The 24819-nt window shown below is 64.7% G+C and carries 22 protein-coding genes and 5 pseudogenes; 19 read left to right on the top strand and 8 right to left on the bottom strand.

Features of this window, described 5'->3' with window-relative positions; all coding sequences use genetic code 11:
- Window positions 1-75 precede the first annotated feature (75 nt).
- The 3 genes from rpsK to rplQ all read left to right on the top strand — a co-directional run bounded on the left by rpsK (window position 76) and on the right by rplQ (window position 2146).
- Entirely contained in the window at window positions 76-465 is a 390-nt protein-coding gene (rpsK, locus tag ACSKB8_RS26980) for a 30S ribosomal protein S11 (RefSeq protein ID WP_007603045.1), read from the top strand.
- A gap of 112 nt (window positions 466-577) precedes the next feature.
- Window positions 578-1609 (top strand): DNA-directed RNA polymerase subunit alpha, encoded by a 1032-nt coding sequence (locus ACSKB8_RS26985; protein WP_438107523.1) that lies wholly within the window; start codon window positions 578-580, stop codon window positions 1607-1609.
- Between the two features lie 120 nt (window positions 1610-1729).
- Complete coding sequence (rplQ, locus tag ACSKB8_RS26990) at window positions 1730-2146, top strand: 50S ribosomal protein L17 (protein WP_080137232.1); 417 nt, start codon at window positions 1730-1732, stop codon at window positions 2144-2146.
- 81 nt (window positions 2147-2227) lie between these two features.
- On the opposite strand, the gene ACSKB8_RS26995 is transcribed toward rplQ, so the two are convergent.
- Window positions 2228-3205 (bottom strand): Bug family tripartite tricarboxylate transporter substrate binding protein, encoded by a 978-nt coding sequence (locus ACSKB8_RS26995; RefSeq protein ID WP_438107525.1) that lies wholly within the window; start codon window positions 3203-3205, stop codon window positions 2228-2230.
- A 196-nt stretch (window positions 3206-3401) separates the two neighbouring features.
- On the opposite strand from ACSKB8_RS26995, the gene ACSKB8_RS27000 reads away from it, so the two are divergent.
- Both ACSKB8_RS27000 and ACSKB8_RS27005 read left to right on the top strand, forming a co-directional pair.
- Complete coding sequence (locus ACSKB8_RS27000; protein WP_438107527.1) at window positions 3402-4190, top strand: SDR family NAD(P)-dependent oxidoreductase; 789 nt, start codon at window positions 3402-3404, stop codon at window positions 4188-4190.
- A gap of 8 nt (window positions 4191-4198) precedes the next feature.
- On the top strand, window positions 4199-4495 hold the full coding sequence (locus ACSKB8_RS27005) for a DUF1330 domain-containing protein (protein ID WP_438107529.1): 297 nt from the start codon (window positions 4199-4201) through the stop codon (window positions 4493-4495).
- A gap of 134 nt (window positions 4496-4629) precedes the next feature.
- Here ACSKB8_RS27005 and ACSKB8_RS27010 read toward each other — a convergent pair whose 3' ends face one another.
- Window positions 4630-5643, bottom strand: a complete 1014-nt coding sequence (locus tag ACSKB8_RS27010; protein ID WP_438107531.1) for a zinc-binding alcohol dehydrogenase family protein — start codon at window positions 5641-5643, stop codon at window positions 4630-4632.
- A gap of 122 nt (window positions 5644-5765) precedes the next feature.
- Here ACSKB8_RS27010 and ACSKB8_RS27015 point away from each other — a divergent pair, with 122 nt between their 5' ends.
- Window positions 5766-6143: a winged helix-turn-helix transcriptional regulator gene (locus tag ACSKB8_RS27015; RefSeq protein WP_438107533.1), complete on the top strand. Its 378-nt coding sequence runs from the start codon at window positions 5766-5768 to the stop codon at window positions 6141-6143.
- A gap of 213 nt (window positions 6144-6356) precedes the next feature.
- Here the strand turns inward: ACSKB8_RS27015 and ACSKB8_RS27020 are convergent, their stop codons facing one another.
- Window positions 6357-7970 carry an OprO/OprP family phosphate-selective porin gene (locus ACSKB8_RS27020; RefSeq protein ID WP_438107535.1) on the bottom strand — a complete coding sequence of 538 codons (1614 nt, stop codon included), beginning with the start codon at window positions 7968-7970 and terminating at the stop codon, window positions 6357-6359.
- Between the two features lie 312 nt (window positions 7971-8282).
- On the opposite strand from ACSKB8_RS27020, the pseudogene ACSKB8_RS27025 reads away from it, so the two are divergent.
- From ACSKB8_RS27025 to ACSKB8_RS27065, 9 genes and pseudogenes are all read left to right on the top strand, one after another.
- Window positions 8283-9690 (top strand): annotated as a pseudogene (locus ACSKB8_RS27025) (DegQ family serine endoprotease).
- Window positions 9687-11018, top strand: a pseudogene (locus ACSKB8_RS27030) (replication-associated recombination protein A). The pseudogenes ACSKB8_RS27025 and ACSKB8_RS27030 overlap by 4 nt, the downstream one beginning before the upstream one ends.
- Before the next feature lie 56 nt (window positions 11019-11074).
- Entirely contained in the window at window positions 11075-12301 is a 1227-nt protein-coding gene (locus ACSKB8_RS27035) for an RluA family pseudouridine synthase (RefSeq protein WP_438107537.1), read from the top strand.
- Window positions 12302-12441: 140 nt separating this feature from the next.
- On the top strand, window positions 12442-13236 hold the full coding sequence (locus ACSKB8_RS27040; RefSeq protein ID WP_438107539.1) for an ATP12 family chaperone protein: 795 nt from the start codon (window positions 12442-12444) through the stop codon (window positions 13234-13236).
- A 57-nt stretch (window positions 13237-13293) separates the two neighbouring features.
- A pseudogene (locus ACSKB8_RS27045) lies at window positions 13294-14915 on the top strand (flagellar hook-length control protein FliK).
- Window positions 14912-15175 (top strand): EscU/YscU/HrcU family type III secretion system export apparatus switch protein, encoded by a 264-nt coding sequence (locus ACSKB8_RS27050; protein ID WP_370985655.1) that lies wholly within the window; start codon window positions 14912-14914, stop codon window positions 15173-15175. Before ACSKB8_RS27045 ends, ACSKB8_RS27050 begins: the two are co-directional and overlap by 4 nt.
- Window positions 15176-15249: 74 nt before the next feature.
- Complete coding sequence (gene blaOXA, locus ACSKB8_RS27055; protein ID WP_438107541.1) at window positions 15250-16068, top strand: class D beta-lactamase; 819 nt, start codon at window positions 15250-15252, stop codon at window positions 16066-16068.
- Between the two features lie 63 nt (window positions 16069-16131).
- Window positions 16132-16788, top strand: a complete 657-nt coding sequence (locus tag ACSKB8_RS27060; RefSeq protein ID WP_438107543.1) for a carboxymuconolactone decarboxylase family protein — start codon at window positions 16132-16134, stop codon at window positions 16786-16788.
- 339 nt (window positions 16789-17127) lie between these two features.
- A complete protein-coding gene (locus tag ACSKB8_RS27065; RefSeq protein WP_438107545.1) occupies window positions 17128-18096 on the top strand; it encodes an IS110 family transposase in 969 nt (322 codons plus the stop codon).
- 207 nt (window positions 18097-18303) lie between these two features.
- Here the strand turns inward: ACSKB8_RS27065 and ACSKB8_RS27070 are convergent, their stop codons facing one another.
- From ACSKB8_RS27070 to ACSKB8_RS27080, 3 genes and pseudogenes are all read right to left on the bottom strand, one after another.
- Window positions 18304-19299: a dienelactone hydrolase family protein gene (locus ACSKB8_RS27070; protein ID WP_438107547.1), complete on the bottom strand. Its 996-nt coding sequence runs from the start codon at window positions 19297-19299 to the stop codon at window positions 18304-18306.
- A 73-nt stretch (window positions 19300-19372) separates the two neighbouring features.
- Window positions 19373-19963, bottom strand: a pseudogene (locus ACSKB8_RS27075) (hypothetical protein).
- Between the two features lie 162 nt (window positions 19964-20125).
- Window positions 20126-20530 carry a DUF4260 domain-containing protein gene (locus tag ACSKB8_RS27080; RefSeq protein WP_438107549.1) on the bottom strand — a complete coding sequence of 135 codons (405 nt, stop codon included), beginning with the start codon at window positions 20528-20530 and terminating at the stop codon, window positions 20126-20128.
- A 138-nt stretch (window positions 20531-20668) separates the two neighbouring features.
- Between ACSKB8_RS27080 and ACSKB8_RS27085 the strand changes: the two genes are divergently transcribed.
- Window positions 20669-22201, top strand: a complete 1533-nt coding sequence (locus ACSKB8_RS27085; RefSeq protein WP_370985659.1) for an acyl-CoA carboxylase subunit beta — start codon at window positions 20669-20671, stop codon at window positions 22199-22201.
- A 99-nt stretch (window positions 22202-22300) separates the two neighbouring features.
- On the top strand, window positions 22301-22648 hold the full coding sequence (locus ACSKB8_RS27090; protein ID WP_438107551.1) for a hypothetical protein: 348 nt from the start codon (window positions 22301-22303) through the stop codon (window positions 22646-22648).
- 155 nt (window positions 22649-22803) lie between these two features.
- Here the strand turns inward: ACSKB8_RS27090 and ACSKB8_RS27095 are convergent, their stop codons facing one another.
- A complete protein-coding gene (locus tag ACSKB8_RS27095; RefSeq protein WP_438107552.1) occupies window positions 22804-23460 on the bottom strand; it encodes a glutathione S-transferase family protein in 657 nt (218 codons plus the stop codon).
- Window positions 23461-23589: 129 nt separating this feature from the next.
- On the opposite strand from ACSKB8_RS27095, the pseudogene ACSKB8_RS27100 reads away from it, so the two are divergent.
- Both ACSKB8_RS27100 and ACSKB8_RS27105 read left to right on the top strand, forming a co-directional pair.
- Window positions 23590-23903: pseudogene (locus tag ACSKB8_RS27100) on the top strand (hypothetical protein).
- Between the two features lie 114 nt (window positions 23904-24017).
- On the top strand, window positions 24018-24302 hold the full coding sequence (locus ACSKB8_RS27105; RefSeq protein WP_438107554.1) for a twin-arginine translocation signal domain-containing protein: 285 nt from the start codon (window positions 24018-24020) through the stop codon (window positions 24300-24302).
- 156 nt (window positions 24303-24458) lie between these two features.
- Here the strand turns inward: ACSKB8_RS27105 and ACSKB8_RS27110 are convergent, their stop codons facing one another.
- Window positions 24459-24710 carry a GCG_CRPN prefix-to-repeats domain-containing protein gene (locus tag ACSKB8_RS27110; RefSeq protein ID WP_091894698.1) on the bottom strand — a complete coding sequence of 84 codons (252 nt, stop codon included), beginning with the start codon at window positions 24708-24710 and terminating at the stop codon, window positions 24459-24461.
- Between the last annotated feature and the right edge of the window lie 109 nt (window positions 24711-24819).

The raw sequence follows: 24819 nt of genomic DNA on the forward strand, positions 1-24819 counted from the left end.
GCCGCGCGCCTTTCGTTCCACAGGTGTAGCCGCTGGCATTACGGCGGCGTTTGAGATCTCCAGGAAAGGTACTCAATGGGCAAGGAAGCCACCCGCGTTCGTCGTCGTGAGCGCAAGAACATCGCCTCCGGCGTCGCGCACGTGAACTCGTCGTTCAACAACACGACCATCACCATCACCGACGCGCAGGGCAACACCATTGCCTGGTCCTCCGCCGGCACGATGGGCTTCAAGGGCTCGCGCAAGTCGACCCCGTACGCCGCGCAGGTTGCCGCGGAAGACGTCTCGAAGAAGGCGCAGGAGCACGGCATGCGCACGCTGGAAGTCGAGGTCGCCGGTCCTGGTTCGGGCCGTGAGTCGGCGCTCCGCGCGCTCCAGGCCGCAGGCTTCACCGTCACCTCGATCCGCGACGTGACCACGATCCCGCACAACGGTTGCCGTCCCCGCAAGCGTCGGCGCGTTTGATACGAGGTTGCGGGCGCATTGGCGCCCGCAATGACTTTTCTAAGAAGCCGCGGGAATGCTCTGCGGCCTTTCTCCAACGCCAGTATTTGAACTGTCAAATTGACTGGCCTGTATGGGTGAAACAGTGACGATCCAGAAAAATTGGCAAGAACTGATTCGGCCGAACAAGCTCCAGGTGTCCCCCGGCAGCGATCCCTCGCGTTTCGCGACCATCGTCGCCGAGCCGCTCGAGCGCGGCTTCGGCCAGACCCTCGGCAACGCGCTGCGCCGCATCCTGCTCTCCTCGCTCCAGGGCGCGGCGGTGCAGTCGGTGCACATCGATGGCGTGCTGCACGAGTTCTCCTCGATCGCGGGCGTCCGTGAGGACGTCACCGACATCGTGCTCAACATCAAGGACATCTCGATCAAGATGCAGGGCGAAGGCCCCAAGCGCATGGTCGTGAAGAAGCAGGGCCCGGGCGTCGTCACCGCTGGCGACATCCAGACCGTCGGCGACGTCACCGTGCTCAACCCGGACCTGCAGATCTGCACCCTCGACGAGGGCGCGGAGATCCGCATGGAGTTCACGGTCTCGACCGGCAAGGGCTACGTGCCCGCCGAGCGCAACCGTCCCGAGGACGCGCCGATCGGCCTGATCCCGGTCGACAGCCTCTACTCCCCGGTCCGCAAGGTCTCCTACAAGGTCGAGAACACCCGCGAGGGCCAGATCCTCGACTACAACAAGCTGACCATGACGATCGAGACCAACGGCGCGATCTCGCCGGATGACTCGGTGGCCTACGCCGCGCGCATCCTGCAGGATCAGCTCAACGTGTTCGTCAATTTCGAAGAGCCGCGCAAGGAAGTCGCCCAGGAGATCATCCCGGACCTCGCCTTCAACCCGGCCTTCCTCAAGAAGGTGGACGAGCTCGAGCTGTCGGTGCGTTCGGCCAACTGCCTGAAGAACGACAACATCGTCTACATCGGCGATCTCGTGCAGAAGTCGGAAGCCGAAATGCTCCGCACCCCGAACTTCGGCCGCAAGTCGCTGAACGAGATCAAGGAAGTGCTGGCCCAGATGGGTCTGCACCTCGGCATGGAAGTGCCGGGCTGGCCGCCGGAGAACATCGACGAGCTCGCCAAGCGCTTCGAGGATCACTACTGATCGACTTCACCGTGACGGCCGGGCTCTCCGGCCGTCATTTTCATGGGCGAACGCAGGAAGCCCACCTGAGCAACTGGTCCGACGAACCGTCGCGGCAGTTCATACGTAAGGAATAAACACATGCGTCACGGCAAGGTTCATCGGAAGCTCAACCGCACGGCCGAGCATCGCAAGGCGATGTTCGCCAACATGGCCGCCGCGCTGATCAAGCACGAGCAGATCGTCACCACGCTGCCCAAGGCCAAGGAGCTTCGCCCGATCGTCGAGAAGCTCGTCACCCTCGGCAAGAAGGGCGGCCTGTCGCTGCGCCGCCAGGCGATCGCGGAGCTGCGCGACGTCGACATGGTCAAGAAGCTCTTTGACACGCTCGCGACCCGCTACAAGGACCGCCAGGGCGGCTACACCCGCATCATCAAGGCCGGCTTCCGCTACGGCGACAACGCCGCGATGGCCGTGATCGAGTTCGTCGATCGCGACGTCGACGCCAAGGGCCAGGATTCGGGTCCGGTGCAGGAGAAGGAAGCCGAGGCGGCGTAAGCCGGATCGGCAGATACGGATTGAAAACGGCGCCCTTCTGGGCGCCGTTTTTGTTTCGAGGAATAGGGCGCGTCGGAAGGACTATTCCTCCTTGATCCCCGCCTTTTGCGCGATGTCCTTCATTTCGGCGGTCTCCTTGCCGATGGCGCTCGTCCAGTCACTGTATCGCTTGAAACCGGGCTCAAAGCCGACCGCGGCGAAGCGTTCGGCCACGGATGGGCTGTTGATCGTCTCCTCCAGAGCCGACGTCAGCTTGTCACGAACGGCCGGCGGCAGGCCTTTGGGGGCGACCACGGCGCCCCAGGAGGCGAAGTCGATGTTGCCATAGCCGAGTTCGGCGAGTGTCGGCACGTCAGGCAGGAAGGGCGTCCGCTTGCCTGAGAACACAGCGAGCACCTTGACGGTGCCGGCCTCGATCTGCGGCTTCACGGCGATCACTGTGTCGACGTGGTACTGGATGTGCTTGCCAATAAGGTCGTTCATCGCCGGCGCGCTGCCCTTGTAGGGCAGGTGGACCATCTTGATTCCGGCGGCCGATTTGAACAGCTCACCGGCGAAATGCGAGACGGTCGCCACGCCGAACGACGCCAGCGACAGCTTGTCGGGATTGGCCTTCGCCTCCGTGACGAGCGCAGCCACGTCCTTGATCGGGTTGTCCTTGTAGGTGACCAGCGCCAGCGTGATCTTGCCGACCTGGCCGAGCGGCTCGAAATCCTTGGCCGCGTCGTAAGGTACGCTTTCCTTGACGGCCGCCGGCAGCGTGAAGCTCGAATTCGAACTGAAGAACAGGGTGTATCCGTCAGGCGCCGAGCGCGCGACTTCCTTGGCCGCGATTGTGGTGCCGCCGCCGGGGCGGTTCATGATGATCACGGGCTTGCCGAGACGCGTCTCCAGTTCGCCGCCGATGATGCGCGCGACCACGTCGGAGGCGCCGCCGGGCGGGAAGGGCACGATCAATTGCAACGGTTTTTCCGGATAGACCGCTTGGGCCGGTGCGAGCGAATTGCCGCTGATCAGACCCAGCAACCCGAGCGCAACAGTGAGGGCCGTTCTTTTCATCGCAAGGTCCTTCCGTGTTCACATGAGCAAAAGAGCTCGGTCAGGCTTAGCAATAATCGTTCCAGCCGCGACAGGAGCATACGAGGCGCCATGTCGCTGCCGGAACAGCTCGTGATCGTCACTGATTGGTGAGCGCCAATTGCGGCCCAATCCGCCACGTCCGATATCCCCGTCATCGTTCTGATGGAGATACTACATGAACATCGACCTTTCGGGAAAAACTGCATTGGTGACCGGCTCGACCGCCGGCATCGGCCACGCCATCGCCAAGGGCCTCGCCGCTTCGGGCGCCAGCGTCGTGATCAACGGTCGCGGCCGGGACAAGGTCGATGCGGCCGTCCGTAAGCTGGAAGGGACCGGCGCCAAGGTCCGCGGCATCGCCGCCGACGTCTCGACGGCGGAAGGCTGCAAGGCGCTGGTGGCGACGTTGCCGGAGGTCGACATCCTCATCAACAACGCCGGCATCTTCGAGCCGAAGGAGTTTTTCGAGATTCCCGACGAGGACTGGAGCCGGTTCTTCGAGGTCAATGTGATGAGCGGCGTGCGGCTGTCGCGGGCCTACATGAAGGGCATGCTCAAGCGCAACTGGGGCCGCATCGTCTTCATCTCCTCGGAGTCCGGACTGAACATTCCCGTCGAGATGATCCACTACGGCATGACCAAGACGGCCCAGCTCTCGGTCGCGCGGGGGCTTGCGCAGCTCACCCGCGGCACCGGCGTCACCGTCAATTCCGTGCTGCCGGGCCCGACCATGTCCGAAGGCGTCGAGACCTTCGTGAAGGATCTCGCGAAACAAAACGGACAGTCGGTGGATGAGGCCGCGGCCAATTTCGTCAAGCAGCATCGCCCGAGCTCGCTGATCCAGCGTTTTGCGAGCGTGGACGAGATCGCGAACATGGTGGTGTACGTCGCCTCGAAGGAAGCCTCCGCCACCAACGGTGCGGCGCTGCGCGCGGAAGGTGGTATCATCAATACCATCGCGTGAGGCAGTGCATGACAGCCTATGTGATTTCCGAAGTCGAGATGCGCGATCCCGATGGATTTGAAGCCTATCGTACGCTCGCCGCGAAAACGATCGCGCAATACGGCGGGCGTTATCTCGTCCGCGGCGGCAAGACGGAGCTCGCCGAAGGCAATCTTCCGCCGAAGGCCATCGTCATCGTCGAATTCGCCTCGATGGCGAGGCTGAAGGAATGGTACGCCTCGCCGGAATATGCCGAAGCACTGAAGCTGCGGCAGACGGCGCTGGAGCGGCGGTTGATGTTCGTGGAGGGGGCGAGGGAAACGTAGGGTGGGTTAGCCGAAGGCGTAACCCACCGCTGGTGTTTCCGCAGAGATAGAAGAGGTGGGGTGGGTTACGCCCTGCGAACCGCGCTTCGCGCAGTCGCAGGGCTAACCCACCCTACGCACCGACATTGTAGCTGCTACCACCCCTCCAGCACGATCTTGCCGCGCGACTTGCCGCTCTCGAGCAATGCATGCGCGCGCTTGAGGTTGGCCGCGTTGATCGTGCCAAAGGTCTGGTCGAGCGTGGTGCGCAACACGCCCTTGTCGATGAGGTCGGCGACGTCATTGAGCAGATGATGCTGCGCGATCATGTCGGGCGTCTGGAACGAGGAGCGCGTGAACATCAATTCCCAGTGCACCGAGATCGCCTTGCCCTTGAATGTGCTCATGGCGAATTCCGGCGGATCGTCGATCAGGCCGAACTTGCCCTGCGGTGCCATGAACTCCGCGATCGCCTTGTAGTGCTGGTCGGTGAAGGTGAGGCTCGCGACCAGCGCGACCGGCGGCAGCTTCAATTTCTCGATCTGCTCTTTCATCGGCTTACCGTGGTCGATCACCGCATGCGCGCCGAGATCAAGGCACCATTTTTTCGATTCCGGCCGCGTCGCGGTCGCGAGCACCGTCAGCCCGGTGAGACGACGCGCGAGCTGGATCAGGATCGAGCCGACGCCGCCGGCGCCGCCGATGATCAGCAGCGTGCGCGGATCGACGCTCTTGCCGGGGACCGCGCCCAGCCGGTCGAACAGCAGCTCCCAGGCGGTGATGGAGGTGAGGGGAAGGGCGGCCGCTTGCGCGAACGACAGGCGCTTCGGCTTGTTGCCGACGATGCGCTCGTCGACCAGGTGGTATTCCGAGTTGGTGCCCTGGCGCAGGATCGAGCCTGCGTAAAACACCTCATCGCCCGGCTTGAACAGCGTGACGTCGGGGCCGACGGCATCGACCACGCCGGCCGCGTCATAGCCGAGGATCTTCATCTCGCCCTCGGGCGGGGCGGCGCGCTTGCGCACCTTGTAATCGACCGGATTGGCCGAGATCGCTTTCACGGCGACGCGGATGTCGCGCCCTCCGGGCTCGGGTTTTGCGGTCTCGAAATCGATCAGTGAATCCGCGTCCTCGATCGGAAGCGATTTCTTGTAGCCGACGGCCTTCATGGCTTGTCTCCATCAGATGGCTTTGTTCGCCCGCCATCCTAACTGTCGCTCTGGCCCCGATTTGGCAAGTACTGTAAATTCGGGGATATAGTCCCTGTTTGGATACTATTGGAAAAACACGCATGAAACGGCGCAATTTTGCCCGGCGCCCGGGCTGCTCGGTCGAGGCGACGCTGGACCTGATCGACGGCAAATGGAAGGGCGTGATCCTCTACCACCTCCAGAGCGGCACCCAGCGCTTCGGCGAATTGCGCCGCCGGATGCCGGGCATCACCCAGCGCATGCTGACCAAACAACTTCGCGCGCTGGAGGAGGACAAGCTCGTCATCCGCAAGGTCTATGCCGAGGTGCCGCCGCGCGTTGAGTATTGCCTCTCCGAGCTCGGCGAGAGCCTCAAGCCCGTGATCGATATCCTGAAGGCCTGGGGCGAAAGCCACCAACAGCGGCTGTCCTGCGCGCCCGCGCCGGTGGTCGTGAGGAAGCCGAAACGGGCGGCGTAACTGATTGAAAGCCGCTGTCGTTCTTCACCTCTCCTCAGCGGGGAGAGGTCGAATTGCATCTGGCGATGCGCAAGCATCGTCCAGTGCAATTCGGGTGAGGAACGCGCATTCTCGATCGAGCGTAACGCCTCACCCGCGCCGGAGCCTGTCATCGGGCGCGCCTTTGGCGCGACCCGTTGGGCGCGACCTCTCCCAATGGGAGAGGTGTAGAGCCTAGAACGCGAACTGCGTGCGCATCGCGACGGCGTCGAACTTCGAGCCGACATCGGCGGTCGAGATCGGCGAGGCCTGCCGCGATACCGTTCCGTGCAGATAGTCGAGCATGAAGCGGACGTTGCCGTTGACGTACCAGTTCAGCGCGAGCGTATAGACGGTCTGCCGGCCGCCGGCGATGCCGGTCGCTGCTCCCAACTGATTGTTGAGATCGATCGTCGAGAAGCGTCCCGCGATCTCCCATGCGCCCCAGCCGCCACCGTCGAGCGAGAACGGATGCGCCGGCTTGACGCCGCTATAGGCGGCGTTCGCCGCATTGTAGGTCCGGCCTTCGCCCGTCAGCACGTAGCCCGCCTGGGCGTAGCCGCCCTGGAATTTCAGGCTCGGTGCGCCGACCAGCGGCACACCGGTATTGGCCGTGCGATCGACATTGTACCAGAAGTACTCGCCTTGGACGATGAACGGTCCGTAGGTCGCCGCCGCCTCGACGCTGTAGACCTGCGCGCCCGAGGCATTGGCGATGGCGCCGGTGGAAATCAGCGTGGTCGGGTCGAGACGCAATTCCGGGCGATCGCTGAGCGTGACCGTCTGCGTGTTGGCGATCAGGTTGCGCGGCGGCTGGATCAGCCATTGCGCGTCGGCGCCGATATGCACCGAATAGTCCTTGCCGCTGATCGGATTGCCGGCCACGCGCGCCACGGCGCCATATTGCTCGCTGGTGCCGGCGGGCGCCGCACTCGAGGCGGAGTGGATCGCTCCGGTCGACGGTCCCGTGACATAGCCGCCGATCCAGAGCTGGTCGTTGAACCAGCGCGCACCGGCCGCGGAGCGGAAATCGCCGGCGGCGATGTTGGTTGCGATCACGCCGGGCGAGGCGCGCTCCATGAACATGATGTCGTTGGAGCTCGTGGCCTCGTCCATGGTGTAGGGCAGGTCCATGATGCCGGCCTCGATCGCCATCCGTCCGCCGAACGGTTTTAAGCCGGTATAGCTGAGATAGGCATTCTCGACGCCGGAGACGCCACCGCCCGGAAGGGATCCCGGCGCGGTGCCGCCAAATCCATCGGATGAGCCGCCGAAGTCGTAGACCAGCGCGAAGTTCCAGTCGTTGAAGAACTTGCCGGTGACGCCGATGCGCGCGCGGCGAACGTTCTGGCCGCTGTCGAGCTTCTGCGGCACGGTCGCCGCGGTGTCGGGACGATAGTCATAGCCGCCGACATCCCAATGCAGACGGCTGGTGATGGCGATGCAGTTCGCCTGGTCGGCGGTGCAGATGGTTGGCCGGTTGTTCGGCATCGTCACGACGACGCCGGAGGCCGGCGTCGGTCCCTTGACCGGGATCGCCGCATTGGCGTTGGCAACCGCGGCCTTTGCCTCCGAGCGCGCCTCGGCCTTGGCTTCAGCCTTCGCTTCGGCTCTGGCTTTCGCCGTGGCCGCCGTATTCGCCGCGGTCTGGCTCTGGAGCTTGTCGAGCTTCTGCTCCAGCATCTTCAATTGCTGCTTCAGCAGCGCGATCTCCTGCTCGCTGCTGCTTGCCGATTGGGCCTGGGCCTGCGAGGCCGCCAGCGCGCCGGCGAGACCGATCGCCGTGGCTGCAATTCTTGTCCTGCTCACGTCATGACTCCATCGTTTGACGAACTTCCCCAAGTCGCAACGGGAGAGCCTAGGTGTGATCGATGACTGCCCCGCGACGCTGCGCCCGGTTGCGCGGTTCCCACTGATGCCAATTCGCCGCAACCGAATCCGCTCGACACCACAATGCTGGATGACGCGCATCATGCCAATCCACCGCTCCGGCAAATTGCCAATTCGCACGCTGTGCTTGCATCTCGGACACACGGGAAAGGGGCTGAATATTGCCGCCTGGCGCCCTTCTATTGGCGGGCGAACGCGCCTATATTCCGGCGTCTTTTCCAAGAGGTAGGAATGTTTCGATCGACCTGGACCGCCGTTGCCACGGCCTTGTGCATAGCGTTCTCAGCCCACTTCAATCCGACTGCTGCGCAGGACCGCCGGGTCCCGTCGTCGCCGGCCGAGTTGCGGCTGTCCTATGCACCGATCGTGCAGCGTGTGCAGCCGGCCGTCGTCAACGTCTATGCCGCCAAGGTGGTGCAGAACCGTAATCCGCTGCTCGACGATCCCATTTTCCGCCGCTTCTTCGGCGTGCCGGGCCAGCAGCCCGAGCAGATGCAGCGTTCGCTCGGCTCCGGCGTCATCATCGATGCCTCCGGCCTCGTCGTCACCAACGTCCATGTGATCGAGGGCGCGGACCAGGTGAAAGTGTCATTGTCGGACAAGCGCGAGTTCGAGGCCGAGATCCTGCTGAAGGATTCCCGCACCGATCTCGCCGTGCTCCGCCTGAAGGACACCAAGGAGAAATTCCCGACCCTCGACTTCACCAATTCCGACGAATTGCTGGTCGGTGACGTCGTGCTCGCGATCGGCAATCCCTTCGGCGTCGGCCAGACCGTGACCCACGGCATCATCTCGGCGCTGGCGCGGACGCAGGTCGGCATCACCGACTACCAGTTCTTCATCCAGACCGATGCGGCGATCAATCCCGGCAATTCCGGCGGCGCCTTGGTCGACATGAGCGGCAGGCTCGCCGGCATCAATACCGCGATCTATTCGCGCTCCGGCGGCTCGCAAGGAATTGGCTTTGCCATTCCCGCCAACATGGTGCGCGTCGTGGTCGCTTCCGCCAAGAGCGGCGGCAAAGCGGTGAAGCGGCCGTGGTTGGGGGCGAGGTTGCAGGCGGTGACGCCCGAGATCGCCGAGAAGTCTCGGCCTGCGCTCGCCGACCGGTGCGCTGGTCGCAAGCGTGGTGCCGAACGGCCCCGCGGCGAAGGCCGGCCTGAAATCCTCCGACCTCATCACCGGGATCGACGGCCAGACCGTGGATGATCCCAACGCCTTCGATTACCGCTTCGCGACCCGTCCGCTCGGCGGCACCGCGCAGATCGACGTGCAGCGCGGCAGCAAGCCGGTCAAGCTGACGGTGGCGCTGGAGACCGCGCCCGATGCCGGCCGCAACGAGCTCGTCGTCACCGCGCGCTCGCCGTTCCAGGGCGCGAAGGTCTCGACCATCACGCCGGCCGTCGCCGACGAGCTGCATCTGGATGCCGATACCGACGGCGTCGTGATCACCGATATCGGTGGCGATACCGCGGCCGCAAGTGTCGGCTTCCAGAAAGGCGACGTCATCCTGGCGGTCAACAATCAGAAGATCAGCAAGACCGGCGACCTCGAGAAGGCCGCGGGTGAACGGCCCCGGATCTGGCGCATCACGCTGGTGCGCGGCGGCCAGCAGATCAACGTCACGCTGGGCGGATGAGTTCGAAGCGACCACAGGAGACGCCAACCCTCTTCGCCGCGGCGGGGCTCGATCACGACGCCCCGCATCCGCTGCCGGACCGGCTGCGCCCGCGCGCCTTGTCGGAGGTCGTAGGCCAGGACCACATCCTCGGTCCCGACGGTGCGCTGACGCGCATGCTGGAGACGCGTACCCTCGGCTCGCTCATCTTCTGGGGCCCGCCCGGCACCGGCAAGACCACGGTGGCGCGGCTGTTGGCGGATGCGACCGATCTGCATTTCGAGCAGATTTCTGCGGTGTTCTCCGGCGTCGCCGATTTGAAGAAGGCGTTCGATGCCGCGCGGGCCCGCCGCGAGATGGGTAAGGGCACGCTGCTGTTCGTCGATGAGGTGCATCGCTTCAATCGCGCCCAGCAGGATTCGTTCTCTGCCCGTGATGGAAGACGGCACGGTGGTCATGGTCGGCGCCACCACCGAGAATCCGTCGTTCGAGCTCAATGCGGCGCTTCTGTCGCGCGCGCGGGTGCTGGTGTTTCGCTCGCTCGACGCGGCCGCGATCGAAAAGCTGTTCGCGCATGCCGAGGAGGTCGAGGGTCGCAAGCTGCCGCTCGATGCCGAGGCGCGCGCGATGCTGGTGCGCATGGCCGACGGCGACGGCCGCGCCTCGCTGACGCTCGCCGAGGAAGTCTGGCGCGCCGCGCGCAAGGACGAAATCTTCAACGCCGCGCAGTTGCAGGAGATTTTGCAACGCCGCGCCCCGATCTACGACAAGTCGGCCGACGGCCATTACAACCTGATCTCGGCGCTGCATAAATCGGTGCGCGGCTCCGATCCCGATGCCGCGCTGTATTACCTCGCGCGCATGCTCGATGCCGGCGAGGATCCGTTGTTCCTGGCCCGCCGCGTCGTGCGCATGGCGGTGGAGGACATCGGACTTGCCGATCCGCAGGCGCTCGTCATCGCCAACGCCGCCAAGGATGCTTTCGACTTTCTGGGCACCCAGAGGGCGAGCTCGCGATCGCGCAGGCCGTGGTCTATCTCGCCACCGCGCCGAAATCGAACGCGGTCTATACCGCCTTCGGCACGGCGATGCAGGTGGCCAAACAGGCCGGCTCGCTGCTGCCGCCCAAGCACATCCTGAATTCCCCGACCAAGCTGATGAAGTCCGAAGGCTACGGCTCCGGCTACGAATACGACCACGACGCGCCGGATGCCTTTTCAGGCCAGGACTATTTCCCGGAAGCCCTCGGCCGCCAGACCTTTTACGACCCGCCCGAGCGCGGTTTCGAGCGCGAGATCAGGAAGCGGCTGGATTACTGGGCCAAGCTGCGGAAGGAGCGGGGCGGCTGAGGCCAAATCGCCATTTCGTCGTGACGAAACGGCACTTTTGGGCTAGGCAGGCAGCCATGAGCCGCCGCATCAAGAGAATGAACCCAAAGCCCCGTTCGCGTGACGAGCGCGATGACGCGCGTCCATTGAAGGCGCGCAGCGCGCAGAAGGCGGGGCCGCGGCCGGGCGGCAAGCCAGGTAGCAAGACAGGTAGCAAGCCGCCGCGCTTTGCGGGCGAGCGCGCCGAGCGGCGTGCGCCCAAGGCCGCCATGGAAAAGCCTGCGCGGGAAAAGCCCGTTGAGGCATTGCTGCCGACCAAGGTGCAGACCGTCACCGTGACGGCGGACGAGAACAACATGCGCGTCGATCGCTTCCTCGAAGCGCGCTTTCCTGGCCTCTCATTCTCCCACATCCAGCGCGTCGTGCGCAAAGGCGAGCTGCGCGTCGACGGCAAGCGCGTCGACAGCAAGGACCGCCTGGAGGCGGGGCAAAGCGTCCGCATTCCGCCGCTGAAGCTCGACACGCCGAAGACGTCCGGCCCGCTGTCGGAAGCCGCGCAGAAAACGCTTGCCGCGCTGAAGGAGATGACCATCTGGGAAGACGACGACGTGCTCGTCCTCAACAAGCCCGCCGGCCTTGCCGTGCAGGGCGGCTCGGGCATGACGCGCCACATCGACCAGATGCTGGAGGTGATGCGCGATTCCAAGGGCCAGAAGCCGCGCCTCGTGCACCGTATCGACAGGGAGACGTCGGGCTGTCTCCTGATCGCCAAGACACGCTTTGCCGCCTCGCATTTGACCGGCGCGTTCCGCTCGCGCTCGGCGCGAAAGGTCTACTGGGCATTGGTGCCGGGCCTGCCGAAACCGAAGCAGGGCCGCATCTCGACCTTCCTCGCGAAGGAGGAGGGCGAGGACGACACCATCATGCGCATCGCCCAGCATGGCGACGAGGGCGCCAGCCACGCGGTGACGTACTATGCGATGGTCGAGACCGCCGGCAACAAGCTGACCTGGGTGTCGCTGAAGCCCGTGACGGGCCGCACCCATCAGCTGCGCGCCCACATGGCCCATATCGGCCATCCCATCATCGGCGATCCCAAATATTTCAACATCGAGAACTGGGAGCTGCCGGGCGGCCTGCAAAACCGGCTGCATCTGCTCGCGCGCCGCATCGTCATCCCGCATCCACGCGGCGGCGTGATCGACGCCACCGCGCCGCTGCCGCCGCATATGCAGCAATCGTGGAATCTGCTCGGGCTCGATGCAAGCCGGTTTGATCCGATCGAGAACGCGCCGGAGGAGTAGGGCTCGGCGCCGCAGCCAGCCAAAGCCCGGCGAACAGGGCCGCAATGCCCGCAAGTTCCCTTATGCCTGCCACTCGCTTTATCGGCCGCCGCTCTTATCTTGAAAGCTTAGCATTCAGCGACCGGGACCGAAGACTCAACATGCGCGAATTGTTTGAAGAAGCTGCGGGGCAACCCCCGCCGGATCCGCGCGAATCGGCGCGCGCCTCCACGCGCACGCCCCCGCGCAAGCGATTCTACAAGGAGGCCGGCGCAGTCGAGGTCGAGGGCGACTTCGCCATCGCCCTCGACGGCAAGCCGATCCGCACCCCCTCCGGCCGCCAGGTGGTGATCCCCTCGCGCGCACTCGCCGATGCAGTTGCTGCAGAATGGGCGGCGCAGGGCGAGACGATCGATCCCGTGACCATGCCGCTGACGCGGATCGCCAACAGCGTAGTCGAGGGCGTCGTCGACCACGTCGAACTCGTCAGCGACGATCTCGCAAAGTATTTCGAGACCGACCTGTTGTTCTATCGCGCCGGCCACCCCGAAGGGCTGGTCGCCCGCGAGGCCGCACAGTGGGACCCCGTGCTGTTCTGGGCCGCGGAGACGCTGGGCGCGCATTTCATCCTGTCCGAGGGCATCATGCATGTGAAGCAGCTGGACGAGGCGGTCAGGGCCGCGCGCGCCGCCCTCCCTGGAGATGCCTGGTCGGTCGCCGCGCTCCATGTGGTGACCACCCTGACCGGCTCGGCGCTGCTCGCGCTGGCGCTGGCCCATGGCGTGCGCGATGCTGGCCAGGTCTGGGCCGCCGCCCATGTCGATGAGGACTGGAACATCGACCAATGGGGCGTGGACGAGGAAGCGGCCGCTCGCCGGGCCACGCGCCTCCGGGATTTCGAGGCCGCCGTGACGGTTTTGGCGGCGGTAAAGCCGCAAACGGCCAAAGGTCCTTAACGAGAGGTTTACGACGGCGGCCTTAGGGTGGCGCTAGCATTCCCTGGGCCCTCCGAGATGCCGACGCCGATAAGCTCGATCCTTCCGGTCAGTGCTGCCAGCTCTGTGGCTGATGCGACGACGCCCGATCTCGTGTTGCAGGCCGGCAGCGTCGTCGACGCCAAAGTGGTCAGCGTGCTCGCCGACAATATGGTGCGGATCGCGATCGCGAACCTCTCGATGGACGTGATGTCGGAAGTGGCGCTGACACCGGGCAGAATCTCCAGCTCGCGGTGTCGCAGAACGACGGCACCATCCGGCTCGCCGTCGTCGGCGGGACAGGCGGGGCGGCGTCCGATCAGATTACGCTGGCGCCGGCTGCGGCCTCGCTGGTGGAGAGCCCGCCGCTCGCGCCGTCCTCGAGCGCGGCGCGCAATACGCTGACCCCGCTGGAGCAAGTCGCCGTCACCGTGGCGTCCGCCGAGGCCGTGACTAGGCAAGGCAGCCAGGCGCCGCTGTTCGCCAATCTCGCCGCGGTCGTCACCGGCAGCGATTTGCCAGCGGGACTGAAGCAGGCCGTGCTGGACGTGCTGGCGCAGCAGACGCCGCTCAACGCCCGGCTCGATGGTGGCGATATCGAGACTGCCTTCCAAAAGTCCGGCCTGTTCCTCGAGGCCTCGCTGGCTGCCGGCGCGATGCCGTCGTCCGGCGCAATGCCCGATCTGAAGGCGGCGCTGCTCGTGCTGCGCCAGACGCTGGCCACGCTCGAAACCACCGCGCCCCAGACGCAAGGCGCCGCCATGCCTGCCAGCGTCGCGGGCGCGCCGCAGCTGGCCGCTGCGTTGGCTCGGCCAGCAGCCGAGGCCGCGCAGGCCGCATTGTCGTCAATGGCCCCCGACATCGCCCAACCGGCGCAACAGCCGCGCAATGCCAATTTCTCGGCCGCGGTGCTCGCCGACATGGCTGCCGGCGCGCCACAAATGGCGATGCCGCGGACCATGACCGCCGGCCTTGCCGCCAGCCTCTTGCAGGAGATGACGCAAAACCTGCCGCGGATCATCGGCAACGTGCCCGGCTCCAACAAGGCCGTGCCCGATGGCCACATCTTCGAGGCGGCCACCCACGCGACCACACCGCCGCCATTCCGTGGCGCATTGCCGGCGCCCCAATCCATCGCTTCGCCATCGCTCGCGCCCGATACGCCGCTGGCCGCCACCGTGCACCGCCTGCTCGACGACACCGATGCCGCGATCGCGCGGCAGACCTTGCTCCAGGTCGCCTCGCTCCCCGATCGCGCTGATGCCAGCGGCCACCGCATCGACCCGGCCGTGCCGCAATGGAATTTCGAGATTCCCTTCGCAACCCCACAGGGCACCGCGATGGCGCAGTTCGAGATCTCGCGCGATGGCGGCAACGAATCCGCCGATCCCGCCACGCGCGCCTGGCGCGCGCGCTTCACGCTGAATGTCGAGCCGGCCGGCCCGGTGCATGCGCTGGTCACGCTGAGCGGCGACAAGACCTTCGTGCGGATGTGGGCGGAGCGGCCGGCGACCGCGCAGCAGCTCCGCGCCGGCGTCGGTGAGCTCAGCCAGGCATTGTCCAGAGCTGAGCTCAAGCCCGGTGATATCGTGGTGCGCGACGGCACCCCGCCGCAGGCCACACAGGCTCGCGCCGGCCATTTCCTGGATCGCGCCACATGAGCGATCCATCCAAGCTCGCGATTGCCCTGCATTACGAGAAGGGCACCAACGCCCCGGTCGTCATCGCCAAGGGCAAGGGCACGATCGGTGAAAAGATCGTCGAGATCGCCAAGGCCCATGACATTCCGATCGAGGAGAACGAGGTTTTGGCCGGCGCACTCTCCAAGGTCGAGCTCGGCGAGGAGATCCCGCCGGATCTCTACAAGGCCGTCGCCGAAGTGCTGGTGTTCGTGCTGCGGCTGTCCGGCCGGGGGCGGTAAACACTACCTGTCATCGTTTCACCAGATATTGGCGGCATTGTCGCGGCCACTCTCATCATCATCGGATACCAATCTTGCTGACCCGTCGTTCCACCCTTGGCCTGCTTGCCGCAGCCGTCACCCTGCCGTCACGCGCACTCGCTCATGTCGCCCCGCCGCGCAACGAAATCCGCGACAGCTTGGCCAAACGCTTCACCGATCTCGGCACATCAGGCACCTTCGTCGGCTACAAGGTCGAGGACTATCTGATCGTCGCCAGCGACAAGGAGCGCTCGGGCGAGGGGAAGCTGCCGGCCTCGACCTTCAAGATTCCAAACTCGTTGATTGCGCTCGAGACCGGCGTTGTCGCTGCCCCCGACAAGGACGTATTTCCCTGGGACGGCGTGAAGCGGCCGATCGAGGCTTGGAACAAGGATCACACACTACGCAGTGCGATCGCGGTCAGCGCGGTGCCGGTCTATCAGGAGATCGCGCGCCGCATCGGCCAGGAGCGCATGCAGAAATATGTCGACGAGTTCGACTACGGCAACCGTGACATCGGCGGCGGCATCGATCAATTCTGGCTCACCGGGAATTTGCGCATCGATCCGGTCGAGCAGGTCGACTTCGTCGACCGGCTGCGCCGCCGTGCTTTGCCGATCAGCAAGCGGAGCCAGGATCTCGTCTGCGACATCCTGCCGGTGACCAAGGTCGGCGATAGCATGATCCGCGCCAAGTCGGGCCTCTTGGGCGCCGAACGCGGCGAGCCCTCACTCGGCTGGATGGTCGGCTGGGCCGAGAAGGGCGGGGCCCACACCGTGTTCGCACTCAACATGGACTGCCGCGAGCCGCGTCTCATCAGTGAGCGCATGCCGCTGACGCAAGCCTGCCTTGCCGAGATTGGCGCGATCTAGCGCTACCGCGCTGGCGCCGCTCAACTAGCATCCTCCCGCCAAGGAAAAACCGGGAGGATAACAATGAACTCAACGCCGCTCTGGCTGTCGTCGCTCACGCTTGCGGCAGCTGCCGGCTGGCTCGGCGCCACGATGTTCGCCGGCCCCGCCACCAGCAAGGAGCCACGCTTTCCGCAGCTCACCATGGATCAGCTGGACGCCAGGCAAAAGCCGCTCGGCGAACAGATCATGAAGGTGTCGAGCGTCGGCATCGGCGGGCCCTACAATCCGATGATCCGCAGTCCCGTGCTCGGCCAGCGCCTGTTCGACCTGTTCCACTACCTGCGCTGGGAGACCTCGGTCCCGGTCAAGCTCAACGAGTTCGCGATCCTGATCATCGGGCGGCAGTGGCGCTCGCAGGTGGAATGGTACGCACACGCGCCGCTGGCGGCGAAGGCGGGCCTGTCGGCCGACATCATCGCAGAGCTGAAGGCCAACAAGCGGCCCTCGAAGATGGCCGATGACGAGGCGGTGGTCTACGATTTCGTCACCGAGCTCACCACCACCAAGAAGGTCACCGACGAGACTTACGCGCGCGCGAAGAAGGTGTTTAACGACCAGCAGATCGTCGACCTCACCGCAGTCGCCGGCAATTACGTGATGGTCGCCATGCTGCTGGCGATGGCCGAAGAGACGGTGCCGCCGGGGAAGGAGGAGCCGTTCAAGCGGGGTGAGCCGTAGGACTCGTTATTGCAAGGAGCCGGCGACAAACTGCGCTACTGTAGGGTGGGCAAAGGCGCGCAGCGCCGTGCCCACCTTCTCTCCGTGTCATGATCTGTGATTGGTGGGCACGCTCCGCTTTGCCCACCCTTGTATTAGCCTGATCGGTTATATTGAACCGTTCCGTGAGGAATGGCCCAGCCCGGGTAGCCGCCCGAGCTGGGTCGCCGTTCGATCGGATCGGTACCCACCGAAGCCTTGAGGGCTGTCTGACGTAGCGAGATCGCGATCGGCACTTCATCGGGACCCGAATGGTCGAACGAACTTAAGGTTCGCATAACAAGGGAGGGATCGACGAAGATGGCCAAGCATAGCACGATCTGTGCCGGGATCGATACCGGCAAACGGAAGCTCGATGTGGCGATCGAGGGCCGCGGCGAGCAGTTGCAGGTGAAGAACACGGCGGAAGGCCATGAGGCTTTGCTGACGTGGCTGCGACAGCAGCGCGTCAAACGCATCGGCATCGAGGCGAGTGGCGGTTACGAACAGCCTGTCGTCGCCGAACTGCGACGCAAGGGGTTTGTGGTTGTGGTGTTTCAGCCGGCTCAGGTCCGGGGCTATGCCAAATTCCACTTGCAGCGAGCCAAGAACGATAAGATCGATGCCGCCCTTATCGCAGCTTGCACCGCAGCGGTGCGGAAGATCCATGCCGCTCCCGATCCTCGGTTGCTGCCATTCGCCGAGCAACTGACCATGATCGATCAGATCGGCGAGGATATTGCGCGCCTCAAGAACAGGATCGAGAGCTGCCGTAATGTGGCGATTAACCAGCTCTGGCAGGAGGATATCGCTCGTCTGGAGCAACGTGAGAGGGCCGCACTCAAGGCTCTGGTCGCCTCGCTCCGCGAGCATCCCGACCTTGCCAAGAGGCTTGCGCTGATCAACAGCGTCGACGGCATCGGGCTGCCGACCGCCGTTGCCATCCTGGTGCGTCTGCCAGAGATCGGCCGGATCACGCGGGAGCAAGCTGTCGCTCTCGCCGGGCTGGCGCCCTATGACAACGACAGCGGCGACCAGGTCGGGGTGCGGCATATCGAGGGCGGACGCAAGCGGCTGCGTCGCGCCCTTTATACGGCTTCACTGGCTGCATCGTTTCGATGGAACCCGCAGCTCATCCAGCTCTACCAGAGGCTGACCGCAGCCGGAAAGGAACACAAGCGCGCGCTCGTTGCCTGCGCCAGGAAGATGCTGATCTTCGCCAACACGGTGGTGGCCCGCGGTACGCCGTGGTGCGGCGAACCGCCGGTAGGATCACTTTCTGCTTCTTAGTTCGACCGGGACGCGCTTCTTCGTCCCGACCTACGGCCCCTCATGACGTCGCGCGCAGCGTCCGTCAAGGATGGCCGTCGCTCGCTCGAACCTCACATGGTCTGTTGCCAGGCCACGCCTTGACGGACGCGAGCACGGCGTCATCATGGCAGGCGCAGACGAGCCATTCTAATGGTTGCTACGAGAGCTGGGGCGGAGCAAACAGTCTCAACCCAGCTTGAACAGCACCTGCAAAAACTCCTCCACGGCCTTGCGCGCTTCAGCGGCTGTCTTCGGATTGCCGCCGACATGCGGATTGAGCTCGACACAGCCGTCCTTGTAGGAGAAGGGCGCGTTGGTATCGCCGTTCATCAGCACGCCGCCGTCACCTTCCTTGATGCGGCAGTTGCGCACGGTTTGCGCGTTCGCGGACACGGCGACGGTGTTGAGGCCGAGCAGGCCGCTATCGAATCCGTGCGCGCTATCAGGATATTCGGTCAGCGACACGTCGCGCCCGGCCGCTTTGAGCCGTTCGACAAAGGCCTTGCAGCTCTTCACGGGATTGTAGTCGTCGGGTGCGCCGTGGAAGATGCGGATCGGGCGCGCGGCGACCTCGGCATCGCTCTGATACGTCGTCGAACAGTCCGGATAGAACGGGATGTAAGCCGCGAACTGGATACCGGACTTGTTCCAGAGCTTGTGGAAGCGCTCGAGGCTCGCATACAGCGTCGCCTGTCCGCCGCGTGAAAAGCCCATCAGCACGATGCGATCAGGGTCGACGCGGGGATGCTTCGCCAGGATCTCCAGCGAGCGGTAGATGTCGACGATCAGATTGAGCCGGCCGAGCAAGGCCTGGTTCGGCCCGACCACCGTGAGGCCGCGCCCCGTAAAACCGTCGATCACGAAGGTGGAGACGCCCATGGCATTGAGCGTGTGCACCCAGGCTTCCGTGGTGGCGCCGACACCGCTGGAGCCGTGCATCAGCACCACCACGGGAAGCTTGCCGGTACCCTGGGCCACGCGGAGTTCGCCCGCGACCGTCACCGGCTTGCCGGCCGCCGCATCGCCGCTGAGGAATTGCTGGTCGGAGAGGGTGAGCGAGGAGATCGGATAGATCTCGGCGCGCGTGGCGACTTCCTTAGGGAGGGATTGTGCGTTGGCGCCAATGCCGACGAACAGAGTTGAAATGCAAAGCGCCATAGCGACGCGGAATGCCGTCGGCATCGGGTCCCCCCTTGTGATTTTGATCGAGTAGAACAACAGGCCCGCGCGCTGTCAATTTGGCGTGCGGCAGCTCTCAGGCGGGATCGGCCGTTTTCTTCGCCGTCAGCGCCTGGTCGATCGCAAAGCCGCCGATCTCGCTCATCGCCTGCGAGATCACGTCGCCGCGTCTGGCAAAGCCGTTCGAGAGATAATCGAACTGCGTCCGCGCCAGCCGCAGCACCTCGATCGGCACGGACCACGGTCTCGTTGAAACTGTCGACAGAGGCGCGCAGCGTGTCGAGCTCCGTGCTGAGCTTGCCGATATGGCTCTCGGCATCTTGCATCAGGCCAAGCAGCTTGCCGCGCTCGGCATTGAAGGCGGCTCGCTCGGCTGCGGCCTCCGCGGTGACCTCGGCGAGCTGTGCCCGCAGCGCTGCGATCTGGCTCACCATGGCATCGCGAGCAAGCTCCGCGGCCTCGCGCAGCTCGGTGTTGCGCTTTCGACCTGCTGCTCGTGATAGAGCCGCTCGGCCGACATCGCCCGCTGCGCCAGCGATACGATCAGGCTTGCGGCACGCAGCAGCATCTCGCCGTTCCGCCCCGACACCATGCTGGCCATCCGCCGCAGGAAGTCGATGGTCTCCGACGATGAGTTCGGCGGCAGGGGGACGACCGTCGCGGACATCTCAGTGATGCTTGCGTGATGCTCGAGCCAAGGCGTAATGACCGCCGCCGTACCGACTGGGCTCACGCAACATTCGGCGCCTGATCGTGAGCTTGAAGCAAGCCTGAATCGGCTGGCCTGGTCAACCGGGCCGGACCACCAAATTTGCAGGCCGCGCGCGGGTCAGGCGTCCTTCTGCCGGCCGATCCGCCCCAGATGGGTGAAGCCGAACCCCGCGGAATATTTCAGGCCATAGCCGAGCGCCCGGTCGATGCCGATATGGGCGAGCCAGATCAAGGCGATGGACAGGGTCAAAGGCGAGGCGAGGCCGAAGCCAAGTGTCAGCAGCGACACCGGCGCCATGTAGCTGTGGGCGGCATTGTAGGCCAGTGCGCCGAATTTGGCGTCGGAGAGGTATGCCAGGAAGCTCAGGTCGGGGACGAGGAAGAGCAGGGCAAACACTAGCCAGGAGCCGTCCCACGCCCAGTAGAGCATCACCATGCCAGCGAACAGGGTGAGGCCCTCCAGCCGCAGCAGGATGTTGACACCGCCCGTCGCCGCACCAGTCTCGGCCGTTCCTTCGTCCATGCTCGCCTCCCAGGCAAAACTTTGTAATCCCTCACGCTTTCAGCCCGGACAGGGCAGCCCTGCGAGGTCGAAAGGCGCTTTCCGGCCCGCAAAATGCCGTGTTAGAACCCCGCATCACTTAAGAACTGGCGGGAGCAAATGAAACACATCCTGGACGCCCTTGAAGATCGTCGTGCCGGTGCCAAGCTCGGCGGCGGGGAGAAGCGCATCGAGGCGCAGCACGCCCGCGGCAAGCTGACGGCGCGCGAGCGCATCGAGCTTCTGCTCGACAAGGGATCGTTCGAGGAATTCGACATGTTCGTCGAGCATCGCTCCACCGAGTTCGGCATGGAGAAGACCAAGGTGCCGGGCGATGGCGTCGTCACCGGTTGGGGCACCGTCAACGGCCGCAAGACCTTCGTCTTCGCCAAGGATTTTACGGTGTTCGGCGGTTCTCTCTCGGAAACGCACGCGCTGAAAATCACAAAGCTCCAGGACATGGCGATGAAGGCGCGGGCGCCCATCATCGGTCTCTATGATGCCGGCGGCGCCCGCATCCAGGAGGGCGTCGCGGCGCTCGCCGGCTATTCCTACGTGTTCCGCCGTAACGTGCTCGCCTCGGGCGTGATCCCGCAGATCTCCGTCATCATGGGCCCCTGCGCCGGCGGCGACGTCTATTCGCCGGCGATGACCGACTTCATTTTCATGGTGAAGAACACCAGTTACATGTTCGTCACCGGCCCCGACGTGGTGAAGACCGTCACCAACGAGGTCGTCACCGCCGAAGAGCTCGGCGGTGCCTCGGTGCACGCCACGCGCTCCTCGATCGCCGATGGCGCCTTCGAGAACGACGTCGAGACGCTGCTGCAGATGCGCCGTCTGATCGACTTCCTGCCGTCCAATAACACCGACGGCGTGCCGGAATGGCCGAGCTTCGACGACATCGCCCGCGTCGACATGTCGTTGGACACGCTGGTCCCCGACAATCCGAACAAGCCCTACGACATGAAGGAATTGATCCTGAAGGTCGTGGACGAGGGCGATTTCTTCGAGATCGCGGAAGCCTTTGCCAAGAACATCGTCACGGGCTTTGGCCGCATCGCCGGCCGCACCGTCGGCTTCGTCGCCAACCAGCCAATGGTGCTGGCCGGCGTGCTCGACAGCGATGCGTCACGCAAGGCGGCGCGCTTCGTTCGTTTTTGTGATGCCTTCAACATCCCGATCGTCACCTTCGTCGACGTGCCGGGCTTCCTGCCGGGAACCGCGCAGGAATACGGCGGCCTGATCAAGCATGGCGCGAAGCTCTTGTTCGCGTACTCGCAATGCACGGTGCCGCTGGTGACCATCATCACCCGCAAGGCCTATGGCGGCGCCTTTGACGTCATGGCCTCCAAGGAGATTGGCGCCGACATGAACTACGCCTGGCCGACCGCCCAGATCGCGGTGATGGGCGCCAAGGGCGCGGTCGAGATCATCTTCCGCTCCGACATCGGCGACCCCGACAAGATCGCGGCGCGAACGAAGGAATACGAAGACCGATTCCTGTCGCCCTTCATCGCCGCCGAGCGCGGCTACATCGACGACGTCATCATGCCGCACTCGACAAGGAAGCGCATCGCCCGCGCACTGGCGATGCTGAAGGACAAGAAGACGGAAATGCCGGCGAAGAAGCACGACAATTTGCCGTTGTGAGAAAGATGTAGCCCGGATGAGCGTAGCGACATCCGGGTTCTTCCTCAGGTCCCGCATGTCGCTTCGCTCATGCGGGCTACCAATTTCTTCTGAATTCGCATGACCGAAGACGATCCGACCGACGAGATTTCCGATATTGAGGCACGGATCGAAGCGCTCGCCGAGATCGCCGAGCGCTGCCGGAAGTACATCCTGGCCTCCAAGATCGCGATCGGCGGCGGTGCAGCGCTGCTCTTGATCACGATCTTCGGCCTGTTCGGGGCAGGTCAGACCGCCGCGCTCGGGTCGATCGCGCTGGTGCTGGGCGGGATCGTGTCGCTCGGCTCGAACATCAGCACGTTGCGGCAGACGGACGAGGCCATCAGTGTTGCGGAGGCGCGTCGTTCGGCGCTGATTGGCAGCATCGACCTGCGCGTCGTCGCCGATGCGCCGATGAAGCTGGTGTGACGCGCCGCGTCTACGGGTGCGTAGGGTGGGTTAGCCCTGCAGATGCGCAAAGCGCATCTGCGCGGCGTAACCCACCTCTTTTCTCTCCGCGGCGACAGAATTGGTGGGTTACGCCCAGCGGACTGCGCTTCGCGCAGCCGCAAGGCTAACCCACCCTACGAGATCCCGCGCGCCTTATCCGCCGAAGCAAAATGCGCCATCTGGTCCGCACGGGCCTTTGCAAAGGCCGGGCGGGCCGTGGCGCGGGCGAGGTAAGCGCGACAGGCCGGGTGGTTCGCAAGTCCCTCGAAGCGGTCGACGGGGCGCAGCACGTCCGACATCAGGATGTCGGCGACGGAGAAGGACCCCGCCAACCATTCGCGGCGGGCCAGCACCATTTCGAGATGCTTGAGGCGGACCCCAAGGAACCCGTCCAGGAATTTCCATGCCGGCGTGTCGTCCGCATTGCCCATGAACTTCAGCATCGCCCAGGGCAGGCTCGCCATCTCCACCGAATTGAGCGCGGCGAACACCCATTTCGTCGCCTCGACGCGGCCGCGCGGATCTGACGGCATCAACTTGTCGCTGCGTTCGCCGAGATGCAGCAGGATCGCGCCGCTCTCGAAGATCGAGAGGTCGCCGTCGGTCAGCCACGGCACCTGGCCGAAGGGCTGGTGCGCGAGATGCGTGGGGCCGCGGTCGTCGAATGGCACGCTCGCGACGCGATAGGGCAAGGCGGCTTCTTCGAGCGCCCAGCGCACACGGAGGTCGCGCACGAAACCTCTGGGCATCTCGGGAACCCAATCGAAGGTGGTCAGGGTGAGGTCGGCCATGTGGTGTCTCCGTGTCCTGGTTCAGATCAAGGACGCGCGGAGGGCGCACGTTCCGACACCGCTGCCAACTGTTTTTGTCGCCGGCGGATGAAGCGGCTAGTCTCGCCCCAAACAATGGGAGGAAACCCGATGCCATCAGCCTTCTTCGTCGTCCGTGCCACCGTCTCCGACGGCAGCAAGCGCGCCGCCTTCGACAGATGGTACGAGACGGAACATCTGCCCGATGCGGTGAAGGCGTTCGGCGTAGCCAAGGCCTGGCGGTTCTGGAGCCTGGACGATCCCTCGCTGCACCAGGCCATGTATCAGTTCGATGACGAGACGAAGCTAGCAGCGATGCTGAGGGGTGATGCGCTCAAGCGCCTGACCGCCGACTTCAACCGCGACTGGCCCGATGTGTCGCGCACGCGCGAGACACATCGCTGGCGCAGGAGTTCGCGACGTAGCGCGGAGGGCTACGAATTCTCCAATTAATCTGAACACCTGATTCAGCTTTGGTTCATGTCGTGACCACGACACTTCTTCTGCATCACAGGCACGATGATCAAGAGGAAGAAGCCATGGAGCGCCGGAACTTTTTGAAACTTGCATTGGGGGTGACGGCGGGAGCCGCCGCCTTCGCTGCGACCGCGCAGGCCGCGCCGCTGTCACCGCAACCGGTCGCTGATCCCACCCGCATGCCGCAGGGCAGTTCCGATGCTCATCCCGCAGTCACCACCAGCGAGGAAGCCGCGCTGGCGAAGCCTGAGCAGGTGCACTGGCGTGGGCGCGGCCGGCATTGGGGCTGGCGCCGCCGACACTGGGGTTGGCGTCGCCGGCGCTGGCATCGCCGTCATTACTGGTAAGCTCGCGTCGCGAATTGGACGAGGATCGCCGCCGGCGGTCCCCGTTTCGATTCTGGAGCCGCTCCGATTCCACGGCGGACGCAAGTCGGCAGCGGTGCCCAAACGAAAATGGCCGCGCAGGCTGATCCCGCGCGGCCATTTTGCAATACGAAAGGATCAGAATGGACGGCAGCGGCCGGCGTACCAGCGGAAGCCGTAGGGGCACACGCGCGCGCGGGGCACCACGACGACCGGCGCCGGCGCGACTACGACGGGGCCGGGACGCACCACGACCGGGCCGCGCATCGGACGGCAGCCGCCATAGGGGCCGCGGTACCAGCCCGGGCCGCAGCCGCCGGCGGCGCTGGCCGCCTCGCTGAAACCGACGACTGCGCTGGCGAGCATGACGGCGGCAAACAGATATTTCATTTGATCTTCCTTCTGGTCCTTGGGGCAGGCTTAGGGGGATGGCGCTTGCGGCGCACAATGAATCAAAAGACACCATTCGACACGCTAAACCTATGCGTGCCGACACGTC

Origin of the sequence: Bradyrhizobium sp. BR 1432, from assembly GCF_051547705.1 — a bacterium.
In the GTDB taxonomy this organism is placed as follows: Bacteria; Pseudomonadota; Alphaproteobacteria; order Rhizobiales; family Xanthobacteraceae; genus Bradyrhizobium; species Bradyrhizobium zhanjiangense.

What these genes read in the sequence shown, in the direction of transcription:
- ACSKB8_RS27050 (WP_370985655.1), top strand. Translation starts at nt 14,912, where the DNA reads ATGAGCGATCCATCCAAGCTCGCGATTGCCCTGCATTACGAGAAGGGC.
- ACSKB8_RS26995 (WP_438107525.1), bottom strand. Translation starts at nt 3,205, where the DNA reads ATGAAAAGAACGGCCCTCACTGTTGCGCTCGGGTTGCTGGGTCTGATC.
- ACSKB8_RS27040 (WP_438107539.1), top strand. Translation starts at nt 12,442, where the DNA reads ATGCGCGAATTGTTTGAAGAAGCTGCGGGGCAACCCCCGCCGGATCCG.
- ACSKB8_RS27090 (WP_438107551.1), top strand. Translation starts at nt 22,301, where the DNA reads ATGACCGAAGACGATCCGACCGACGAGATTTCCGATATTGAGGCACGG.
- ACSKB8_RS27105 (WP_438107554.1), top strand. Translation starts at nt 24,018, where the DNA reads ATGGAGCGCCGGAACTTTTTGAAACTTGCATTGGGGGTGACGGCGGGA.
- ACSKB8_RS27010 (WP_438107531.1), bottom strand. Translation starts at nt 5,643, where the DNA reads ATGAAGGCCGTCGGCTACAAGAAATCGCTTCCGATCGAGGACGCGGAT.
- ACSKB8_RS27035 (WP_438107537.1), top strand. Translation starts at nt 11,075, where the DNA reads ATGAGCCGCCGCATCAAGAGAATGAACCCAAAGCCCCGTTCGCGTGAC.
- ACSKB8_RS27065 (WP_438107545.1), top strand. Translation starts at nt 17,128, where the DNA reads ATGGCCAAGCATAGCACGATCTGTGCCGGGATCGATACCGGCAAACGG.
- ACSKB8_RS27060 (WP_438107543.1), top strand. Translation starts at nt 16,132, where the DNA reads ATGAACTCAACGCCGCTCTGGCTGTCGTCGCTCACGCTTGCGGCAGCT.
- ACSKB8_RS27080 (WP_438107549.1), bottom strand. Translation starts at nt 20,530, where the DNA reads ATGGACGAAGGAACGGCCGAGACTGGTGCGGCGACGGGCGGTGTCAAC.
- ACSKB8_RS27095 (WP_438107552.1), bottom strand. Translation starts at nt 23,460, where the DNA reads ATGGCCGACCTCACCCTGACCACCTTCGATTGGGTTCCCGAGATGCCC.
- ACSKB8_RS27005 (WP_438107529.1), top strand. Translation starts at nt 4,199, where the DNA reads ATGACAGCCTATGTGATTTCCGAAGTCGAGATGCGCGATCCCGATGGA.
- ACSKB8_RS27015 (WP_438107533.1), top strand. Translation starts at nt 5,766, where the DNA reads ATGAAACGGCGCAATTTTGCCCGGCGCCCGGGCTGCTCGGTCGAGGCG.
- ACSKB8_RS26985 (WP_438107523.1), top strand. Translation starts at nt 578, where the DNA reads ATGGGTGAAACAGTGACGATCCAGAAAAATTGGCAAGAACTGATTCGG.
- ACSKB8_RS27110 (WP_091894698.1), bottom strand. Translation starts at nt 24,710, where the DNA reads ATGAAATATCTGTTTGCCGCCGTCATGCTCGCCAGCGCAGTCGTCGGT.
- ACSKB8_RS27070 (WP_438107547.1), bottom strand. Translation starts at nt 19,299, where the DNA reads ATGCCGACGGCATTCCGCGTCGCTATGGCGCTTTGCATTTCAACTCTG.
- ACSKB8_RS27000 (WP_438107527.1), top strand. Translation starts at nt 3,402, where the DNA reads ATGAACATCGACCTTTCGGGAAAAACTGCATTGGTGACCGGCTCGACC.
- ACSKB8_RS27085 (WP_370985659.1), top strand. Translation starts at nt 20,669, where the DNA reads ATGAAACACATCCTGGACGCCCTTGAAGATCGTCGTGCCGGTGCCAAG.
- rpsK (WP_007603045.1), top strand. Translation starts at nt 76, where the DNA reads ATGGGCAAGGAAGCCACCCGCGTTCGTCGTCGTGAGCGCAAGAACATC.
- rplQ (WP_080137232.1), top strand. Translation starts at nt 1,730, where the DNA reads ATGCGTCACGGCAAGGTTCATCGGAAGCTCAACCGCACGGCCGAGCAT.